At 44.6% G+C, this 19,015-nt stretch carries 15 protein-coding genes; 14 read left to right on the forward strand and 1 reads right to left on the reverse strand.

Features of this window, described 5'->3' with window-relative positions; genetic code table 11:
* Window positions 1–548: 548 nt before the first annotated feature.
* The 7 genes from M3180_RS11170 (at window position 549) to M3180_RS11200 (ending at window position 9,232) form a co-directional block, all read left to right on the forward strand.
* The gene (locus M3180_RS11170; RefSeq protein ID WP_251667545.1) at window positions 549–1,958 is read left to right on the forward strand and encodes an extracellular solute-binding protein; all 1,410 of its coding nucleotides are present in this window, start codon (window positions 549–551) and stop codon (window positions 1,956–1,958) included.
* 73 nt (window positions 1,959–2,031) lie between these two features.
* Entirely contained in the window at window positions 2,032–2,904 is an 873-nt protein-coding gene (locus tag M3180_RS11175; protein ID WP_251667546.1) for a carbohydrate ABC transporter permease, read from the forward strand.
* Window positions 2,905–2,911: 7 nt separating this feature from the next.
* Window positions 2,912–3,739, forward strand: a complete 828-nt coding sequence (locus tag M3180_RS11180; protein WP_251667547.1) for a carbohydrate ABC transporter permease — start codon at window positions 2,912–2,914, stop codon at window positions 3,737–3,739.
* Between the two features lie 21 nt (window positions 3,740–3,760).
* The gene (locus tag M3180_RS11185) at window positions 3,761–5,584 is read left to right on the forward strand and encodes a cache domain-containing sensor histidine kinase (protein WP_251667548.1); all 1,824 of its coding nucleotides are present in this window, start codon (window positions 3,761–3,763) and stop codon (window positions 5,582–5,584) included.
* Window positions 5,559–7,109 carry a response regulator gene (locus tag M3180_RS11190; RefSeq protein ID WP_251667549.1) on the forward strand — a complete coding sequence of 517 codons (1,551 nt, stop codon included), beginning with the start codon at window positions 5,559–5,561 and terminating at the stop codon, window positions 7,107–7,109. Before M3180_RS11185 ends, M3180_RS11190 begins: the two co-directional genes overlap by 26 nt.
* A 3-nt stretch (window positions 7,110–7,112) precedes the next feature.
* On the forward strand, window positions 7,113–8,717 hold the full coding sequence (gene nagZ / locus M3180_RS11195; protein WP_251667550.1) for a beta-N-acetylhexosaminidase: 1,605 nt from the start codon (window positions 7,113–7,115) through the stop codon (window positions 8,715–8,717).
* Between the two features lie 374 nt (window positions 8,718–9,091).
* Window positions 9,092–9,232, forward strand: coding sequence for a DUF3953 domain-containing protein (locus M3180_RS11200; RefSeq protein ID WP_285855705.1), 141 nt, complete (start codon window positions 9,092–9,094; stop codon window positions 9,230–9,232).
* 13 nt (window positions 9,233–9,245) lie between these two features.
* On the opposite strand, the gene M3180_RS11205 is transcribed toward M3180_RS11200, so the two are convergent.
* The gene (locus M3180_RS11205) at window positions 9,246–10,604 is read right to left on the reverse strand and encodes an MATE family efflux transporter (protein ID WP_251667551.1); all 1,359 of its coding nucleotides are present in this window, start codon (window positions 10,602–10,604) and stop codon (window positions 9,246–9,248) included.
* Between the two features lie 169 nt (window positions 10,605–10,773).
* Here M3180_RS11205 and M3180_RS11210 point away from each other — a divergent pair, with 169 nt between their 5' ends.
* The 7 genes from M3180_RS11210 (at window position 10,774) to M3180_RS11240 (ending at window position 19,007) form a co-directional block, all read left to right on the forward strand.
* Window positions 10,774–11,730, forward strand: coding sequence for an ROK family protein (locus M3180_RS11210; RefSeq protein ID WP_251667552.1), 957 nt, complete (start codon window positions 10,774–10,776; stop codon window positions 11,728–11,730).
* Window positions 11,731–11,752: 22 nt separating this feature from the next.
* Window positions 11,753–12,601 (forward strand): MurR/RpiR family transcriptional regulator, encoded by an 849-nt coding sequence (locus M3180_RS11215; RefSeq protein ID WP_251667680.1) that lies wholly within the window; start codon window positions 11,753–11,755, stop codon window positions 12,599–12,601.
* A 1-nt stretch (window position 12,602) separates the two neighbouring features.
* Window positions 12,603–13,331, forward strand: coding sequence for a glucosamine-6-phosphate deaminase (gene nagB, locus M3180_RS11220; RefSeq protein WP_251667553.1), 729 nt, complete (start codon window positions 12,603–12,605; stop codon window positions 13,329–13,331).
* Window positions 13,328–14,494 carry an N-acetylglucosamine-6-phosphate deacetylase gene (nagA, locus tag M3180_RS11225; protein ID WP_251667554.1) on the forward strand — a complete coding sequence of 389 codons (1,167 nt, stop codon included), beginning with the start codon at window positions 13,328–13,330 and terminating at the stop codon, window positions 14,492–14,494. The genes nagB and nagA overlap by 4 nt, the downstream gene beginning before the upstream one ends.
* Before the next feature lie 1,138 nt (window positions 14,495–15,632).
* Window positions 15,633–16,004, forward strand: a complete 372-nt coding sequence (locus tag M3180_RS11230; protein WP_251667555.1) for a hypothetical protein — start codon at window positions 15,633–15,635, stop codon at window positions 16,002–16,004.
* 207 nt (window positions 16,005–16,211) lie between these two features.
* Complete coding sequence (locus M3180_RS11235; RefSeq protein ID WP_251667556.1) at window positions 16,212–16,931, forward strand: nuclease-related domain-containing protein; 720 nt, start codon at window positions 16,212–16,214, stop codon at window positions 16,929–16,931.
* A 39-nt stretch (window positions 16,932–16,970) separates the two neighbouring features.
* Window positions 16,971–19,007, forward strand: a complete 2,037-nt coding sequence (locus M3180_RS11240) for a hypothetical protein (protein ID WP_349774481.1) — start codon at window positions 16,971–16,973, stop codon at window positions 19,005–19,007.
* The last annotated feature ends 8 nt before the right edge of the window (window positions 19,008–19,015 follow it).

Genomic DNA, 19,015 nt, shown 5'->3' on the forward strand with positions numbered 1-19,015 from the left:
AAGCCAAAGTGCATCCATGCAGAGCGGAAAACATAGTGTTGAAAGTACACCTTGCCACAGAGCACCCATGACTAAGCGGAAAACTTAGTGTTGAATTACAACTTTGCCAGATTGCATCCATGCTTGAGCGGAGAACATAGTGATTGTGTAAAAGCGCAGCGGTTGCCTTTGTCCTCTGATTTCGACATTGATACTAATTCAAGAAATCAGAGGACAACAGCAATTGAAACAACACTATGTTTGTAGCGGGCTTACAATAGCTCCTTTGCCAACACTATGTTTGTAGCGGGCCAACAATAGCACCTTTGCCAGCACTATGTTTGCAGCGACCTTCAAAGAGCGACTCTACCTTCAACACTATGTTTGTAGCGGGCTTACAATAGCTCCTTTGCCCAACACCATGTTTGCAGCAAACAAATCAAAGAAAATTCCCCCGTAACCTAAAAAATATCGTTCTTATATCATTCTATATTCGTTGCTATAATCTAGCTGTAAGAAGGGATTAGTAATGATCATGATACAATCCATTATTATGAGGGGGTCAAGTTATGAAGAAAACGTTAATGACAGTCGTAATGCTAGTTCTTGTATTAACTACCGTGCTAACAGCATGTAGTGGAAACAACGGAAGCAATGGGAACAATGGTAGCAATGGAAACTCAGCAACCGAGGGAACGAACAGCACGAGTACACCTTCACCAACGCCCACAGCTGAAAACACAGAGCAACCAGCAGAACCATTCTCCGTCTCACTTCGTCACATCCAGATCGGAGAAGCACAAAAATTCCGTAAAGCGATACTGGATGATGTCGTTGCTATGACGGAAGCAGAAGTACCAGGCTTAACCTTTGAGCTTGAAGGCGTAGAGGATAGCGTCAACCGCTTTACGAAGCTACCAGCAGAGATGGCTGCAGGCAACCCGCCGAAAATTTTTGATTTGTTTGGCGGTGAAGGCGATGCACTAAAATATGGTGCAGCGGGTCGTTTGCTTGATTTGACTCCAATCATTGAAGAGCTTGGGCTCAGTGATAAGTTTTTGAATCTGGATCAATTTATTTTAGATGGTAAGGTTTACGGTCTTCCGATCGGTGGTAATACAGAAGGCTTCTACTATAACGAAGAGCTGTTCGCTTCACTTGGCTTAACTGAACCAAAAACTTGGGATGAACTTGAGCATGCTGCGCAAACGCTTACAGACAATGGCTACACAGCCTTTGCAATGGGCTCTAAAGGAGCATGGGTGCCGTTAATGCTCGTCAATACACTAATTGGTCGCTATGCAGGACCTGACTCCATCGCTGGGCTAGCCTCAGGTGATGCGACATGGAATTCCCCTGAAGTAGTGGCTGCCTTCGAAAAGTACGGGGAATGGGTAGAAAAAGGCTATTTCACCAAGGGTGAGCTTGGCTTCGAATATGCGGATATGCTAAATGAGTTTGTCACAGGCAAAGCAGGGATGATGTTCGATGGAAGCTGGAGATCCTCAGTATTTAGTGATGAGGCTCAAGCAGGCGCATTAACAAATAAGGTCGGCTTCTTCACGATGCCAGCGGTTGATGGCGGCATTGGCGATCAAACCTTCGTTAATGGTAACTACAGTAATGGCTACGGCTTTTCTTCAGATCTAACGGAGCAGGAGCTTGTTGCGATTAAAGCCTTTATCAAAAATCTGTACAGTGATGAAATGCAGCTAAGAGGCTTGCTGGAGGATGGAATTCTGCCTTCCATTAAGCTGTCTAGTGATGCCATGAATCAAGTGGAGGATAAAATCGTTAAGAAGGTCATTACGATTATGAGTGAATCTGGCGGCGCATTCTCTCACTTTGACTCCACCGTACCATCCTCTGTCTACAAGGAATCCGAGGATCTAATTTTGAAGCTGATTGCTGGCAGAGAAACACCACAGTCAGTCGGCGACAAGATGCAGGCAGTGCAGGATAAAGCGAGCGAGGAATAATAGCTTTTGAATGGGGGAGAGTCGCCGATGCTAGGCAGCCTCCCCTATTTTAATAAGAAATGAGGGAAGACAGATGAAGCAAACGCTGCGCAATCCTTGGATTTATCTAATTATGGTTGTACCGACATTAGTACTGTATTGCTTGTTTTTTATTTATCCGATGGTTACCTCATCCTTTTATGCATTTACGGATTGGAACGGCTTATCGCAATACAAGTTTATTGGCTTTGATAATTTTATCGCGATATTCCGCGATTCTGATTTTATACACGCGATTGGCAACAATATGCTGTTCATTGCCTTTGCGGTGGTGGTTCAAGTACCACTCATTATATTCTTTGCGATATTAATAGCTAATGTTCGGAGGCTGCAGCGTCTATACAAAACAATGGTGTTCATCCCTTCGATATTATCGACCTCAGTTATCGGGATATTGTGGGGCTTTGTCCTTCATCCGAACATCGGTCCTGTAAATAAGCTGCTCTCCCTTTTTGGAGTAGATACGATTTATTGGCTGGCTGATTCTGCTTGGGCGCTGCCTGCTGTACTTGTCGTCAATGCGTGGCAGTGGATGGGCTTTTATATCGTGCTTGTGCTTGCTGCCATATTAGCGCTGCCTAAGGAAATGAATGAAGCTGCGGAGATTGATGGCGCTTCAGGCATACAGCGTGCATGGTACTTAACCGTACCGCTTATAAAGCCCATTATCTCTGTCGTTGTGATGCTATCGATTGCAGGAGCGATGCGTGTGGTCGATATCGTACTCGTTATGACGCAAGGCGGGCCGGTTGGAGCAACCGAGGTTATGGCTTCCTATTTGGTCAATGAAGCGATGGGTGTCAATCCGAACTATGGGCTGGGCACTTCAATCTCACTAGTCATCTTTGCCTTTGCGTTACTGCTAACTGCAATCTATCAAGGAACATTTGGAAGAACGAAGGAGTGAGACGGCCATGACAATATTAAAACGAATATCACCACATATGATCCTACTTATCTACGTGGCGGTCGTTATGTTTCCGTTTGTGTTTGTATTGTTTTCTTCATTAAAGGAAAGCAATATCGAGATTGCGGAGCGCCCCTTTGCTTTTCCTACTAGTTTTTATTTTCAAAACTACATCGATGCTTGGGTGAAGGCGAAAATTAATGTATACTTTTTTAATAGTATATATTTGGCAACGACGTCAGCGTTTACAGGTGTTCTGCTATCAGCGGCTACAGCGTATGCATTAACACGGATGAGGTTTATGAAGGTCAGTAAAGTGATCTATCAATTCGTACTGATCGGCATGCTTATTCCGGGAAATGTGCTGTTTATTGCACAGTATATTCTCGTGATGAATATGGGAATTCTGAACACGCACTGGGCGCTGTTTCTCCCGTATACAGCAGGCGCCTTGCCTGTAAGTGTATTGCTTATCGCAGCATTTATGAAATCTATTCCAGGCGAGCTGGAAGAAGCGGCAATCGTCGACGGTATGGGTGCGTTTCGATTATTCTATAAAATTATACTGCCGTTAACTTTGCCGGCGCTCGTTACCGTATTTATTGTCAATTTTCTCGGCTCCTGGAATGAGTATTTGCTAGCGAATTTCTTTATTAGCAAGGATGAGTTGAAAACGCTACCAACGGGGATGGTTGGCTTCCGTGATGCGTTCCAGACGAACTATGCGCTCATTAGCACAGGTATTGTATACAGCGTGACACCGGTGCTTATTCTATATGCTTTCCTGCAGGAAAAAATTATAGAGGGTGTTACAGCTGGCAGCGTGAAGGGCTAAGGGAAGGGATTGTGAAGCTGTATGTCTCTGCAAAAAAAGCTGGTCATGGCTTTTGTAGGCTTAATTATATTGCCGCTGCTCGTGCTAGGTACGATCTCCTATGAGTATATCTCGAATCGCACTGCACTTGGCTATTCCGAAGCTACGGAGCTGACGCTGCGCGCCTTGCTGCTCAGCGTCGATCAAGTGTTTAACGATATGAATAACGTAACGGACAGCACCATCGCGAGCCGTGCTATTCAGGAGGCGTTGAACAATTTGCAGAGCACTGAGCTCGATCAAATCAATTACTTAGAGCTGAATGCGATTCAGCGCAATTTTAGAGAGCTGCTTGTCAATCATCCTTCTGTAAGCTATGCCTTTATGTATACGCTGCAGCAGCAGAACGTGCATAAGCTGTTCTCTAAGGCTAGCTTTGCCCCGCTCACATTTGAGCAATTTATCGAGCTGCCGATCTATCAAGAGGTCATCAAGCGGGATGGCCTTCCGCTATGGATAGGGCCTTATGAGCATACAGAGCTAACAGGCAACGATCAGGTCTTTACGCTTGCAAGAGTTGTAAAGGATATTGATACCTTAGACAACAAAGGGATATTACTCGTACAAATTCGCAATTCAGATTTAGAGGCGATCTTTAGATACTTCCGCTATAAGCAAGAGTTTACGAAGTATATGATCGTAAATGCGGATGGGCTCATTATGTACGACAGCAACGGTCTGCTGGAGCAGAGACAGCTAGGCGAGCTAATGTCTGAGCTAGAAGTGAATGCGGGTGAGCGTAATGCAAGCCTGCGCACAGATTTTCAAGGTGTAGACTCGATTGTATCTGTTACAGCATTTGATAATTATGAAGGCTGGCGTTTAATTGCCGTCACACCTTGGAGTGTCATTGCTGGAGAAATTAGATGGATAGCTGTTGCTGTGTCATCTCTTATTGGCTTGTGCATGCTGCTTGCCTGCGTCTTTATTATATATTTTGCCCGTCGGATTACGATGGCAATTATAGATTCTGTTAAGGTGATGCGTGAGGTGGAGCTGGGTAATTTGCAAGCACGGGTTGAGGTTCGCGGCAACGATGAAATCGGTCTGCTCACGCGAGGAACGAATCGTCTTATCTATCGACTGGAGCAGCTAATTACCGAGCTGCAGGAGCAGCATGAGCGGAAGCGGGCTGCCGAGATGACAGCACTACAGGCGCAGATTAAGCCACACTTTTTGTTTAATACGCTGGAGTCCATCAATATACTCGCCATTCAGAACCAAGGAAAGAAAGTAAGTCAGATGGTCTCGAAGCTAGGCAATATTTTGCGAATCAGCATTCAGCAGCAGGAGGAAATCACGATTGAGCAGGAGCTTGCTCACGTTCGCAGCTATCTCGATATACAAAAATATCGGTTCGAGGAGCTGTTCGATTACGAGATTGTCGTGTCTGATGCCCTGCAGCATGAGCTAACGTTGAAGCTGTCGCTTCAGCCGCTTGTAGAAAATTGTATACAGCATGGCTTCGAAGGGATTGAATATTTAGGCTTGATTCGCATTGCTGTTACGGCTGACGAGCAGCATATATATTTTAGAATAGAGGATAACGGATTAGGTATACCGCAAGCTCAATTGGAGAAGTTCACGTATTTGTCAGAGCATCAAGTCAGCTTTGATAATTCGCCTGAGCGAGGCGAGCGTAGAGGTATCGGCGTCAGAAATGTGGCCGATCGTATACGATTGCGTTATGGCAAGCCCTACGGACTCATGATTTGCAGCGCGCCAAACTCTGGCACCATTATTCAGATGACAATACCAAGAAGAAAGGATGGGGATGCTCGTGAAACTAAAGGCGATATTGATTGATGATGAGATCAATATTATACGCAATTTGCAGCAGGTGCTGCCATGGGATGAACAACGGGTGGAAGTTGTCGGAACGGCCAAAAATGGAGTGCAGGCGTTGGAGCTTATTTACGCTCATCATCCCCAGCTCATTTTCTGTGATATAAGAATGCCTGTAATGGATGGTATTGAGTTTCTGCAGGAGCTGCGACAGATTGACCAAGAGGCAGAGGTTATTATGCTCACTGGCTATCAGGAATTTGAATATGCGCGTTCTGTACTGCGGTATCAGGTAATGGATTATGTGCTAAAGCCAATTGATTATGACGCACTTATACAGCTGTTTGAGAAAACAGCGCAGCACATTCGTGACAAGCTGCAGCAAAATCAATTTGCCGAAGAGACGCAGCATCGCATGAAGCATATAGCCTATGAGAAAGCATTGCTTGAATATATCCGTGGCTTTCATAGAGATGGACAATCCGGGGCAACTGATAGACTTGTGCTGTCGGATAACAGGCTAGCGCTGTTTGTGCTAGAGCTTCCACAAGCCGAGCAATCGCACAGTCTATTAAGCGATCAGCTTGCCAGTGTGAAGGAAGGCATGGCAGCGTATGCTGCTGATTCTCAAGTGCACCTGCTGCATGTAGCAGATCGGTTTTGGGCTTTAGTGCTAGCAGGGAAGCTGCCGCATATGAATGGTAGTCAGCTAGAGCAGATGATGAAGCAAATTGTCCGTTCGCTGGATGGCAGAGAGGAGCTTGCGATCGCAGCCTATGAACGAGCAATGACGGCGGAGGAGCTATATCTTGTATGGAATACGATGTGCAAGGAGCTTTCGTTTGCACATCAACCATATGTGATCGTGAGGGAACTAGAGGACACCCGCCAAAGCAATGAGCAGCACATATGGCACTGTGCCGATCAATGCATTGCAGCCATTAAGCATCTGGATCAGGCTGCTGCTAGAAGCTCATTGAAGCGTATGAATGAGCTGCTGCGTGTACGCACCATGCAATCGCTGCAGCAGCTGGAGATGCTCATTCATTCGATTATCGTCTATATGCTCAGAGAGCTTCGCCGCTATGAGGCGATTCAATCTGCAACGGAAAAGCAGGTATGGCGACAATTAAACGCGACAAGTAAGCTGAGAGAGCTGACGCTATTGATCACTCATATGGTCGAGAAGGCCTTTTCTGAGCATTCCAATAAGCGTCCGCAGGTATCGATTCATGTTGCCAAGGACTTTATCGAATCGCATTTGTCAGAGGATATTGCTGCTGAGGAGGTTGCGCAATATTTAAACATTAGTGTGAGCTACTTTAGCACCATATTTAAGCAGCAATATGGCATGACGTTCATTGAATTTGTAACTCAGGCTCGCATTGAACGAGCGAAATCGCTGCTTTCTATCACGAAGAAGAGCATCTCCGATGTAGCGAAGTCTGTTGGTTATACGGAGCGAAGATATTTTAATAAAGTGTTCCAGAAGAGAGTGGGGATGCTCCCTTCGGAATATCGCGAGCAGAATGGGAGTGTGGGATGATTGATGTATGGTGAGCTGAGTGAATTAACGCTAAGGCAGAAGCTAGGCCAAATCTTTATGTTTGGCTTTGACGGACATCATGTGCCGCCGCATGTACAGGACTTGCTGCGGGATTATAGGCTGGGCAATATCATTTATTTCAGGCGTAATGTATCACATAGCGAGCAGATTATTGCGTTGTCTCAGGAGCTGCAGCAGCAGTCTGCACGATGGAACAGTATACCTTTGTCTATTGCGATCGATCAAGAGGGCGGAATGGTCGCTCGGATTGACCGTGACGTTACCGTTATGCCCGGTCAGATGACGCTAGGTGCAGCGGGGAGTGCGAAGTATACCTATGATGCAGGAAAGATATCCGGCATGGAGCTTGCCCAGCTCGGCATAACGATCAATTTTGCACCTGTGCTCGATGTGAACAATAATCCGCTTAACCCTGTCATCGGCATACGATCCTTTGGCGAGCAGCCAGAGCAGGTTGCCGAGCTCGGTGTGTCGATGATAGACGGCTATCAGGAGATGGGTGTAGCAGCCTGTGCCAAGCATTTTCCTGGTCATGGTGACACGACGGCTGATTCTCATGAGGAGCTGCCTGCTGTCATGCACTCGCTTGATCGGCTCCATCGAATCGAGCTTGTCCCTTTCAAAGCTGCCGTTGCAGCTGGAGTCGAGCTAATTATGACTGCACATGTTCAATTTCCAGCTTTAGAGCCTGGTGGTAAGCCAGCTACGCTATCGCATCGTGTATTAACAGAGCTGCTGCGTGAGGAACTTGGATTTGAAGGCGTTATTGTAACAGATTGCTTAGAGATGAAGGCAATATCTGAAGGTGTAGGCGTAGGAGAGGGAGCAGTCGAAGCATTCAAGGCAGGAGCAGACCTCATATTAGTAAGCCATCGATTGGATCGACAGCTTGAGGCTTATGCTGCGCTGGAGCAAGCAGTGCTTGCAGGTGAGATTAGCGAGGAGCGTCTAAATGAATCCGTTAAGCGTATGCTGAGCATGAAGCAGAGGCAGCAGCATAAGCTGCAGCAGGCTAAGGCTAGTAGCGATTTCCTCCCGATCGGTGCAGCAGAGTCGATCGAGCGCTGCCAGCGTATGATGGAACAGGCTGTAACACTTGTTCAGGATCAAGCGGAGTATTTGCCGCTTGATAGAACGGAGCAGACGCTTGTTCTATGGCCTGAGGTGCGAGAGTCTACTCAGGTTGACGAGGTAATCGAGCAGGAGCTAACGCTAGGCAAGCAGCTTAATCAGCTCGGGCTGTCTACTGTCGAGCTCGTTATCGGTACAGAACCGACACAAGAGGAGCTCGAACAGGTAGAGCATATGCTGAAGCAAGAGCGCTTTGGTCAGATCGTGATGGGCATGTATAATGCCTCATCCTCATCAGGTCAAGTTCATATTGTACAGCTGCTGTCTAAGCTGTCTGAGCAGCAGAAGGCGAAAGTCATTTTTATATCGCTGCGCAATCCTTATGATCGCTCACTATTAAGTAGCAGCGATACCTATATATGTGCCTATGAAAATAGACCTCAGATGCTGCAAGCATTAAGCCTTGCTTTAGTTGGCAGCATCCCGTTTCAAGGAAAGCTGCCAGTACAGCTGTGAGGAGAGTTTCAGGCCTGGCATTGCGCTATGAGGCTGCTAGTGATGTAAAGTCAAGTAATGTAAAGTAATGTAAGTAACATTTCGAGCAACAGCATTCCGATTGGTCAATATAGCTTCAATATCACTAGGTAAGCATTCATGAACAAGGAGGCATCTCCTCATCTTTTATTCGTGATGAGGAGATGCCTCCTTAAAGTTGAAACAAGGCTCAGGGTTGAAAGCTTGCAGCCTGAAGTATGAGAATAACAAAGTTAAGTTTAGTGCAAGGAGGTAGATAAGCCTTGTTAATATTTTTGCGGGTTCTATTTTCAATAGTTACAATAGCAATAGCCGGATATTCATTAATAACAGGTGATTATGAATATCAAGCATACATGACTCTATCTTTAGGCTTAACGATGTTGGTAACGGGAATACATGAATACCAAAATAATAAAAAGGTAAGCGGTTGGTTATTTATCTTACTGTTTGCATTGTTTCTATATTTGTCTATCCACAGATTAATATTATTTTGACAGCTAAGCTTCATTATACAAGCTTATGCCGATACCACTTATCTCCTCTGAAGCGCATGTAGAACACAGCCCCACGAATTCCCCATTCAGCGACCATCGCTATCCATACACCAACGAGACCAAACTGCAATGTAATGCCAAGAATATAACCAAGAATGACGCGGAACAGCCACATCGTAAGCAATGAAACGATGGAGATAAAGGTTGAATCACCAGCTGCACGCATAGCCGAAGGCAGAATGAAGCTGAGCGACCAGAAGAGCGGCTGTGCAACCGAAATTATAATAATGAGCTGGAATATATCAGGCACAATCTCACTAGGTGGATTATATAGTCCGACTAGCGAAGGGAATATCGCGAGCAAGACAGCTGTAATCACAACGAAGAAAGCACACGACATCCATAAGAAGGAACGAATAAATTTACGAGCGTCATCAATCTCTCGACGTCCTATGCACTGCCCAACAACAGTGACGATAGCTACGCTTAACGTACTGCCGCCAACCTGAAACAGTAGAGAAAGAGAATTACTGATCGCATTGACTGTAATAGACAGTGTACCAAGCTGGACAATAAACGTTTGTGTAAGCAGCTTCCCACCATTAAAGAACAGCTGCTCCGCCGCAAAGGGCAAACCAATAAACATAATCTTTTTTAGCAAAGCTAATTGGGGCTTGAATACATCCTTGAGCTTAACGTTTAAGGTGTGGCACATTTTGAATAGGTAAAAGACTGCAATCGAGGCACCAAGAACACGGGAGACTATATATGAGATAGCAAGGCCCAGCACGCCGAGATCCATCACCGTAATGAATAAGATATTCAAGACAAAGTATGTTAAATTCAATATGACAGATAGAAATAGACAAGCCTTCGTCTCAGACACACCACGCAAAACACCAACGATCGATTGATAAATTGCAAAAAACGGATAAGAAATACTGCTGCCAATTAAAAACAGCTTCGCGTTTGCAAGCACGTCAGCATCAGCGCTGCCGAACAGCAGCTGCAGCAGCTGAGAATGAAACAAAATAATAAGTATACATAAGGAAATAGATATGACAGCAATGGCCGAGATAGCTTGTGATGCGGCTCTTGATGCCTGCTCCGGATTTCTGCCGCCAAAATATTGCGCAACAATGACAGTACCGCCTGTTGCAATCGCAATAAATACACTGACAATAAAAATATTCAGCGAGTCAACGACACTAACCGCACTGACAGCCGCCACACCAGAAGAGCTGATCATGGCAGTGTTTAATATGCTGATTAGAACGATGAACGCTGAATCTATAAAAATAGGGATAATCAATGAAAAAATTTGCTTCGCATTCATTGTTTTCCCTGTAAATTGCTTTTGAAAATAGGACATAGCCATAGTGAACATATTGTTTTGTCATCTCGATTCTTTTATAGATCTTTATCTATTATAGCATGCAAATGTAGAAAATATGGAATGATAATAGTCGGAGTTGAAAATAATTATCTAAATTGGTAAACTAATTATGAAAATAATTTTCCTATAGAGGAGGTTGCAGCCCGTGATATCTACACAAAGTACGAATTCATGTGCAGTCGGTATTGATATTGGAGGTACGAAAACGCTTGTAGCACTTATCGATTCCAAAGGCAGCATACTCGATAAAATCGAATTTCCCTCCATGCCCGAGACTGGCTCTGATCATATGATGAAACGGATTCGCGAATCCGTTTCATCCTTATTAAAAAGTCTGCCGAGTGATGGACAGCTGATTGGGATAGGCATTGCGACAGCAGGTGTTATTGACTCCGCTCGCAAGGTGATTGTATATGCATCCAATTTGGGATGGGATCATGTTGATGTTGGCACAGAGCTTGAGCAAAGCTTCCAGGTGCCTGTTAAGCTAGGCAATGATGCTAATTTGGCTGCAGTTGCCGAATATGTATGGGGAACAGAAAAAGAAATCAATGATTTAATCTATGTTACTGTCAGCACAGGTATTGGCGCAGGAATTGTGAGCGAGGGCCGACTGGTGAAGGGTGCTTCAGACAGTGCAGGAGAATTCGGACATATATCCATAGATCTCAAGGGTGAGCCATGCTCCTGCGGTAACGTAGGATGTTTAGAAAATTATTGCTCTGGTACTGCAATTGCGCGTATTGCGAATGAGCGGTTAGCTCTAACAGAGCAAGGCGATGCTTGGACAAGTAAAGCCGTGCTGGATGCCGCACATCGGGGTGACGAAGCGGCATGTGCTATTATAGACGAGGCTGCCTTTTATCTCGGCAACGGAATAGTTTCATTAATACATTTATTTAACCCATCACAAATTATTTTTGGTGGTGGAGTGATGAGCGCCGAGCATCGATTATATGAAGAGACGAAGCGCATAGTCGAGGAGCGCTGCTTGCCAAGCATGTATAAAGAGGTTACGATTCGAAGAACGGAGCTTGGTAAAGAGATTGGAGTTTTAGGAGCAGCAGGACAATTCTTTATGGATGACGCTGCAACTCGCTAAGGAGGATGCCTACTTGAGTTTAATGCAAGCGATGAAAGATAGTGTTGGTAGCTTAACACCTCAAGAGAGAAAGCTCGCAGAATATATTCTTCAGCATCCAAGAGAAGCGGTACATTTAACAATTACGGAGCTGGCAAGGCTCTCAGGGAGCAGCACAGCTACGATTTCAAGATTTTGTAGAGCATTTCAGGTGGACAATTTTAGTGAGTTTAAGATGAGGCTGGCGATGGAGCTTGTCGAGGAGCCTGCTGGCAGTACCTATCAGGATATTGTAGCGGGTCAATCTCTTGATCATATTGTCGCTGCGATTACGGCAAATCACCTTCGATCTGTATCTGATACTACAAAGCTTCTAGATTATGGTAAGCTAAGAGAGACGATAGATGTACTTCATCATGCGAACCGCATCGATTTATATGGAACTGCAACCTCTGGTGTGGTCGCGAATGACTTCTATCAGAAGCTAATTCGTATCGGTAAATCAACAGCTGTATTTTCTGATCCGCATATGCAGCAAACCTCTGCTGCATCTCTTATGCCAGGTGACGTAGCGATCGGCTTCTCTTATTCGGGAGAAACGATTGAAACGATCAGCGCTCTTAGCAGTGCAGCCGAGCAAGGAGCGACAACCATATCGGTCACGAAGCATGGTGCAAGCACATTAGCGAGTATAGCGGACATCAGTCTATTTATATCATCCTCAGAAGCAGGGATGAGACGCGGGGATATGGCTTCAAGAATGGCACAACTGCATTTAGTAGACATCTTATTTGTTGGATTAGTAAGTGAGTACTTCGATACGTATGTTCCACGTCTAGAACGCTCGTATCAAAACGTAAAACGATTTGTGAAACAAAAGAGAGGAGATTGACATGAATATTTTAAAGTTTAACTCTGAAGCAAAGCTTAATGAGGCTGCTGCTCGTATTATTACTTCTACAGTACAGGTAAACCCTTCCGCGGTGCTTGGATTAGCAACAGGTGGAACGCCGATAGGCATTTATAAAGAGCTTGTGAAGGATTATAATGAAGGGCTTGTTAGCTTTAGCCGCGTAACGACGTTTAATCTGGATGAATATGTTGGTCTTTCACCAGATCACCACCAAAGCTACAGCCATTATATGAAAGAGAATTTGTTCAATCATGTCGATATCGCGGCTGAGCGTACAAATATTCCTTTTGGCTTAGCTGATCAGCTTGAAGAAGAATGCCGTCAATATGACGAGCGCATCGAAGCAGCAGGGCGAATTGATATTCAACTGCTTGGTCTAGGGCATAACGGTCACATTGGATTCAATGAGCCAGAAGATGAGCTGTCCAGCAGCACACATGTCGTTAACCTTGCTGAAGAAACGAAGCAAGCCAATGCACGCTTCTTCACGGAAACAGAAGAGGTTCCTAGCCAAGCGATTACAATGGGCGTAGGTACGATTCTAAAAGCTAAGATGCTTATGCTCGTCGTAAAGGGCGCAGACAAAGCAGAAATCGTGAAACGTGCGCTTACAGGACCAGTTACGACACAATGCCCAGCTTCGCTGCTGCAAACTCACCCAAATCTTGTTGTACTCGTTGATGAAGCAGCAGGTAGCTTACTCCCATGACACATACCATCATACACAATGTACGAGTCGTTCAAGAGCAATCAGTGCTAGAGCTTGGGTGGGTAGTTGTACAGAACGATTGTATTATTGCGATAGGCTCAGCTGAGGATCAACTCCCAGAGCTGCCGGAGGATACAGTTAAACTTGATGGAGCCGGAGCGTATCTCGTTCCTGGCTTTATCGACATACATGTTCACGGTGGAGCGGGCGAGGACTTCATGACTGCTAAGCAGGAAGAGCTTGATACGATAACACGCTTCCATATGGAAAACGGAACGACGGCGATGCTGGCTACTACGGTAACTGGTGCTAATGAGCATCTAACAGCTGTGATTGACGCGGTTCAGCAGTATCAGCAACGACCTATGCCGTATGCTCAGTTAGTCGGCGTTCATCTGGAAGGGCCTTTCGTCAATCCGAAATGGAAGGGCGCACAGAACGAAAGCTACATGATCGAGCCTCAGCTGCCATGGCTGGAAGCATGGGTTAAGGATTATCCAGGTATCATAAAAATGCAAACATTGGCACCAGAGATCAATGGTGCACCTGCCTATATTAAAGCGTTGACGGAAGCAGGTATCGTTGCTGCACTAGGTCACACGGATGCGCACTATGCGGATGTACAAGAAGCAGTGAAGAGTGGTTTAACTCATGCTGTTCACACGTTTAATGCGATGCGTGGCCTGCATCACCGTGAGCCTGGAACAGTAGGTGCGGTATTAACGACACCGGGCATTACCGCTGAAATTATTGCCGATGGTGAGCATGTGCATCCTGTTGCGGTTCAACTTATGCTGTTAGCAAAGGGTGTTGACGGGATCGTGCTCGTAACGGATGCGATGTCCGCAGCTGGCATGCCGGACGGTGAGTATATGCTTGGAGAGCTGCCTGTTGTCGTAACAGACAATATTGCTCGGTTAAAGGAGGGCGGCAGCTTAGCTGGCAGCACGTTAACGATGATCCGAGGCTTTCAATTCTTAATTCGTGAATTAGGAATCTCAGTCGTTGAAGCGAGCCGAATCGCGAGCCTGAATCCAGCAAAGGTGATTGGGCTGGATCAGCAGTATGGAAGCATTGCTGTAGGCAAACGTGCGGACCTATTGCTGCTTGATGGGGAGTTTGCAATACAGTCAGTAATCATAGGCGGCGAAGTCCGCATTTAGAGGTAGGTTAAAAAGTCCGACTTTGATGACGAAGAATTGCGTTGTAGCTTATTCAACGTCGAATATGGGGTTCAACCGAAAACTGCGGTGCGCACGTACCAATACCGTACGCTGCGCTCCTTGCTTTCTATAAGAACACCAGCGGAGCTTACCATCTCTAAAGCGACCTCCTGACGAAGGAAGGTTCGAGCGTAGAGAAGGTAAGCGGAGCGCTGAAAGCCGAACTTTTGAACTTACAATTAAAATGGGATGTTCAAAAGTCTTGCTTCGATGACGAAGAATTGCGTTGTAGCGTATTCGGCGTCGAATCTGGGGTTCAACCGAAAACTGCGGTGCACACGTACCCATACTGTACGCTGCGCTCCTTGCTTTCTATAAAGACACCAGCGGAGCTTACCATCTCTAAAGCGACCTCCTGACGAAGGAAGGTTCAAGCGTAGAGAAGGTAAGCGGAGCGCTGAAAGCCAAACTTTTGAACTTACAATTAAAATGGGATGTTCAAAAGTCTTGCTTCGATGACGAAGAATGGCGTTGTAGCGTATTCGACGTCGAATCATGAGCGCTAGCGAAGAGTTAATCTTTCGATGCATGTTTTCTACGAAAACATTATAGGTGCGCACGTACCAATAAACGAACGTGCGAACTTGCTTATAAAGACTCCAGCGGAGCATACCATCTCTAAAGCGACCTCCTGACGAAGGAAGGTTCGAGCGTAGAGAAGGTAAGCGGAGCGCTGAAAGTCGAACTTTTGAACTAATATTTAAAGACTCGGTATAGGCGCGAGACTTGCTCAAAATGAACGTATTAAACCTAATTAGATAAGTGGGCAGACTTGCCCCTTGTTGTATAAAGAGAAGGACACCACTCCAACCAAAGAGTAGGTGTCTTTTGTCGTCTTGAGGCTAATATATAATAAACTAATTCAAAATAGTTTAATAGATAAGAGTTTACACCTCTTACGAGAAGCTTGTATCCCTTTCTAAGCCTTTCTACAAAACGGTTAGATAAATAGGTGACAAGGTGAGAATAGTAATAACCCTTTCGTAAAGTCTTCCGTTTTTTTGTTATTATGTATATAATTGTATTATTGTATGTATTATATGCATTTCAACAATTAAATTACTGAGGACGGAAAACTATGAAAAAAATATTGTCTATTATGATTCTACTAGTATTTGTACTTTCTGCTTGTTCTGGAAGTGACCCTGTAAAAGCTACTATGCAAGATTACTTAAATGCAGTAAAAAATCTTGAGGGTGAAAAAGCCTTTAATTATATTTATTATGTAGATCCAAACAAAGCGGATACGCTTGAATCTTTTTCTGAAAACATTGCATTAGAGGTCTTGGAAGATTATAAAATTAGAAGAATTGAAGAGATAGTTAAAGATCAAACTTATGTAGTGTATGTTGATTTTTACATAGAAGATCGTACTCCACTTGAAAGCCTTCCCTTTAAAGTGCAACTACTAGATGAAAAATGGAAAATTGTATTTGGTGAATCTATATAGAAGTGTTCCATACTAAATAGAAGGAAGAAAACATATATTATATTTCATTTATAATATGTGTTATTTCTTCCTTTTTTTGTGTTAATAATTATTATTTTAATGATTACTAACTACTAATTAAAATAATTCCTATAAAAATAATAGATTTCCTGTATAATTATATAGGCGTAGGTAAAATGTCATCATAGATGGAAGGGAAGGGATAGCTTGGCTAAAGTTTTAGAAGGATATAGCGGCATACATAAGGACTACGACCGATTTATGAATAAGGCGAAAGTTGCAATATTTGCTGCTATAGTGTCATTTCTATTAATTGATTGGAAGGGCTTTTTCTTTTTTATTATGGCTATTTGTATTGCTTTTGCCATGCATCAAATTTCAAAGGCGAAAAACTTCAAGATTGGGGTTCAAGGCGAGCGCACGATGAAGCGCATATGTCGTAAACTGCCAGACGCTTATTCTGTTGTAACGAATGTCGAACTGCACGTTGATGGCAGAGCGATCCATTATGATGCGATTATCGTTGGACCTGCTGGAATATTTGTTGTTGAAGCAAAAAATATGAACGGTACGATCATTGGCAGCGGCACTTCATTAGAGCTCGTTCAGCATAAGATCGGCCGACGAGGCGGTCGCTACAGCAATCGCGTGCGCAATCCTATCCGTCAGCTCGATGGGCAAATCTTTCAATTGTCCAATCTGCTAAAGCAGCATCAGCTCGGAGTTTGGATTAAAGGAATTGTGTTTTTTACGAATAAAGAAGCAGAAGTAAAAATAACAAATGCTAATGTGCCGGTATTCTCAACCTCTCAAAAAGGAGCGAAGCTACTAAAGAAGATGCTGCTTGAAATCGAAGCAAACCAGCAGCATGTTAGTCAGCAGGCTCAAGACAAGGCGATTGCGGTGCTAACAGGTCAAACTCCTTAATATCGTATTACGTTATTCATAAGAAAAGGAGAGTAATAGTTGATGGAGCTCAAAGCATTACTAGACAAATATATTGTGTTTATCGACACGTCCACGTGGTTATATCCTGAAGCTAATGATTGGATAACTGAACAGTTGCCGCAAGCATTGAAGGAAAGTGAAAAAAGAGTTCGTATCTCAGGAAAAGTAGTAGAGGAAGTTACTAAGCATATTAAAAATGGCGATGAAGCCCTATCGAAGCAGGCTAAACAGACTGCCCAACTTTTAAACCAATATCATAAAGATGAAATTATTGAAGTATATCAGGATCCGGATGATCCGTTTCAGGATCAAGCCATACTCGCGATGTTCATGAAGTACAGAACAAAGTTTCCGCTAGCGATGGTTACGCAGGATCGTAACTTTGCGCTAGACGTTGAAAACTTAAATAAGCAAGGCTCAGTACAATCTACCAATACAATTTTAGTATTTTACATAGATATTTTCGGCAAGCTGATGCGTTGGGACTATGGTGTGAAGGAGCACGAAAAACGCATGCAGAGCTCACACAGCTCACACCAAGGACAAGCAGGCGACAGGAACGAAAGAAGCGACAGAAACGATAAAAGTGAACGTAGCGAAAAAAGCAGTAAGCCTAAGGAGAAAATCGTTGCGCTGCCGCTTGGCACGAAGGTAGAAACAGGTCTTGATACAGAGCTGCCTGTATCCCATTTCCCAAGTGAGGGCGAGTCTGTGCGAACGGATGCTTTCGGCGAGCTGCAGCTGATGAAGGAGCTCGGCAAGGGAGGAGAAGGCAGCGTTTTCCTCACCAGCAACGGTATGGTATGTAAGATCTATACCAAAATGACGAAGGCTCGCTATGAAAAGCTGAAGCTGATGCTCGATATACCTTTCAATAAGGAAGGGATATGCTGGCCGCAATCACTAGCCTACAACAGCAAGGGTGAATGCATCGGCTATATGATGAGCGCAGCAAGCGGCAAAGTTATGCAGCTAAGCATGTTCCATAAAAAGCTGCTTGAGAAAAACTTTCCGCATTGGAATCGTGGGCATCTCGTTGAGCTAGCACTAACGATTCTCGATAAAATTAAATACTTGCATGATCGCAACATTATTATCGGTGACATTAACCCGTTCAACATCATGATTAAGGATTATAACGAAGTATATTTCGTTGATACCGACAGCTACCAAATTGTCAATTATCCTTGTCCGGTTGGAACGATCAACTTTACGCCTCCTGAAGCACAAGGCATGCGATATCATGAATATTTACGAACGTTCGAGCATGAGCAATTTGCCGTTGCCACGCTTGTGTTTATGACGCTTATGCCGGGTAAACCACCCTACGCGCAGCAAGGCGGTGGAACCCCAGGGGAAAATATTAAGAATATGGAATTCCCGTATCCGTTTGGCGATTCTAAGGGGAATGCCCCAGATGGCGTATGGCGTTATATATGGAGCCATTTCACGTACAAGCTGAAGGAAAAGTTCTATCAGGCCTTTGCAGAGAACAAACGCTTCTCAACGGATGATTGGATTCAAATGCTCGAGAGCTATTTGTATGCCATTAAGCGCGGGCATTCCAATGATGAGATTTGGCCGATGTCCAACAAAGTCAGTGAGGAAAATGCGGTAGAGGTAACTTGTAACCAGTGCTCTTCTCAATTCGTGATGCACGAGGAGAAGAAAAACGATCTGGATGCACAGGGCAAATTTTATATTTGCAATGCTTGTCTCATGAAAAACAAGCTGACAAGAGTACAGCGCGATGAAGCTGCGGCAACAAGCAGCGCCGCAACTGGGAAATCTCAAGCGACCACTCGTCGTACCAGCTCATTTGGCACGAATACCGCTGCGAAAACAACCACACGATCCGCTACAAGTGCTGCAATGCAAGCGCGGGCGCGAGCCAACAGTAGATCAAGTACAGCATCGTCAAGCTCAGCTCGTATGGGGGCATCGGGCAATGCTGCACATACATCTTCATCTACGCCGGTCGTTGTATTCACACCTAAGCCACCGGGCTTATTGATGCAAGGTATTAAATTTATTGCAAGCAAAATTAAGAAATAAGGAGTCGA

It is taken from the genome of Paenibacillus camelliae (genome assembly GCF_023715345.1).
GTDB lineage: Bacteria > Bacillota > Bacilli > Paenibacillales > Paenibacillaceae > Pristimantibacillus > Pristimantibacillus camelliae.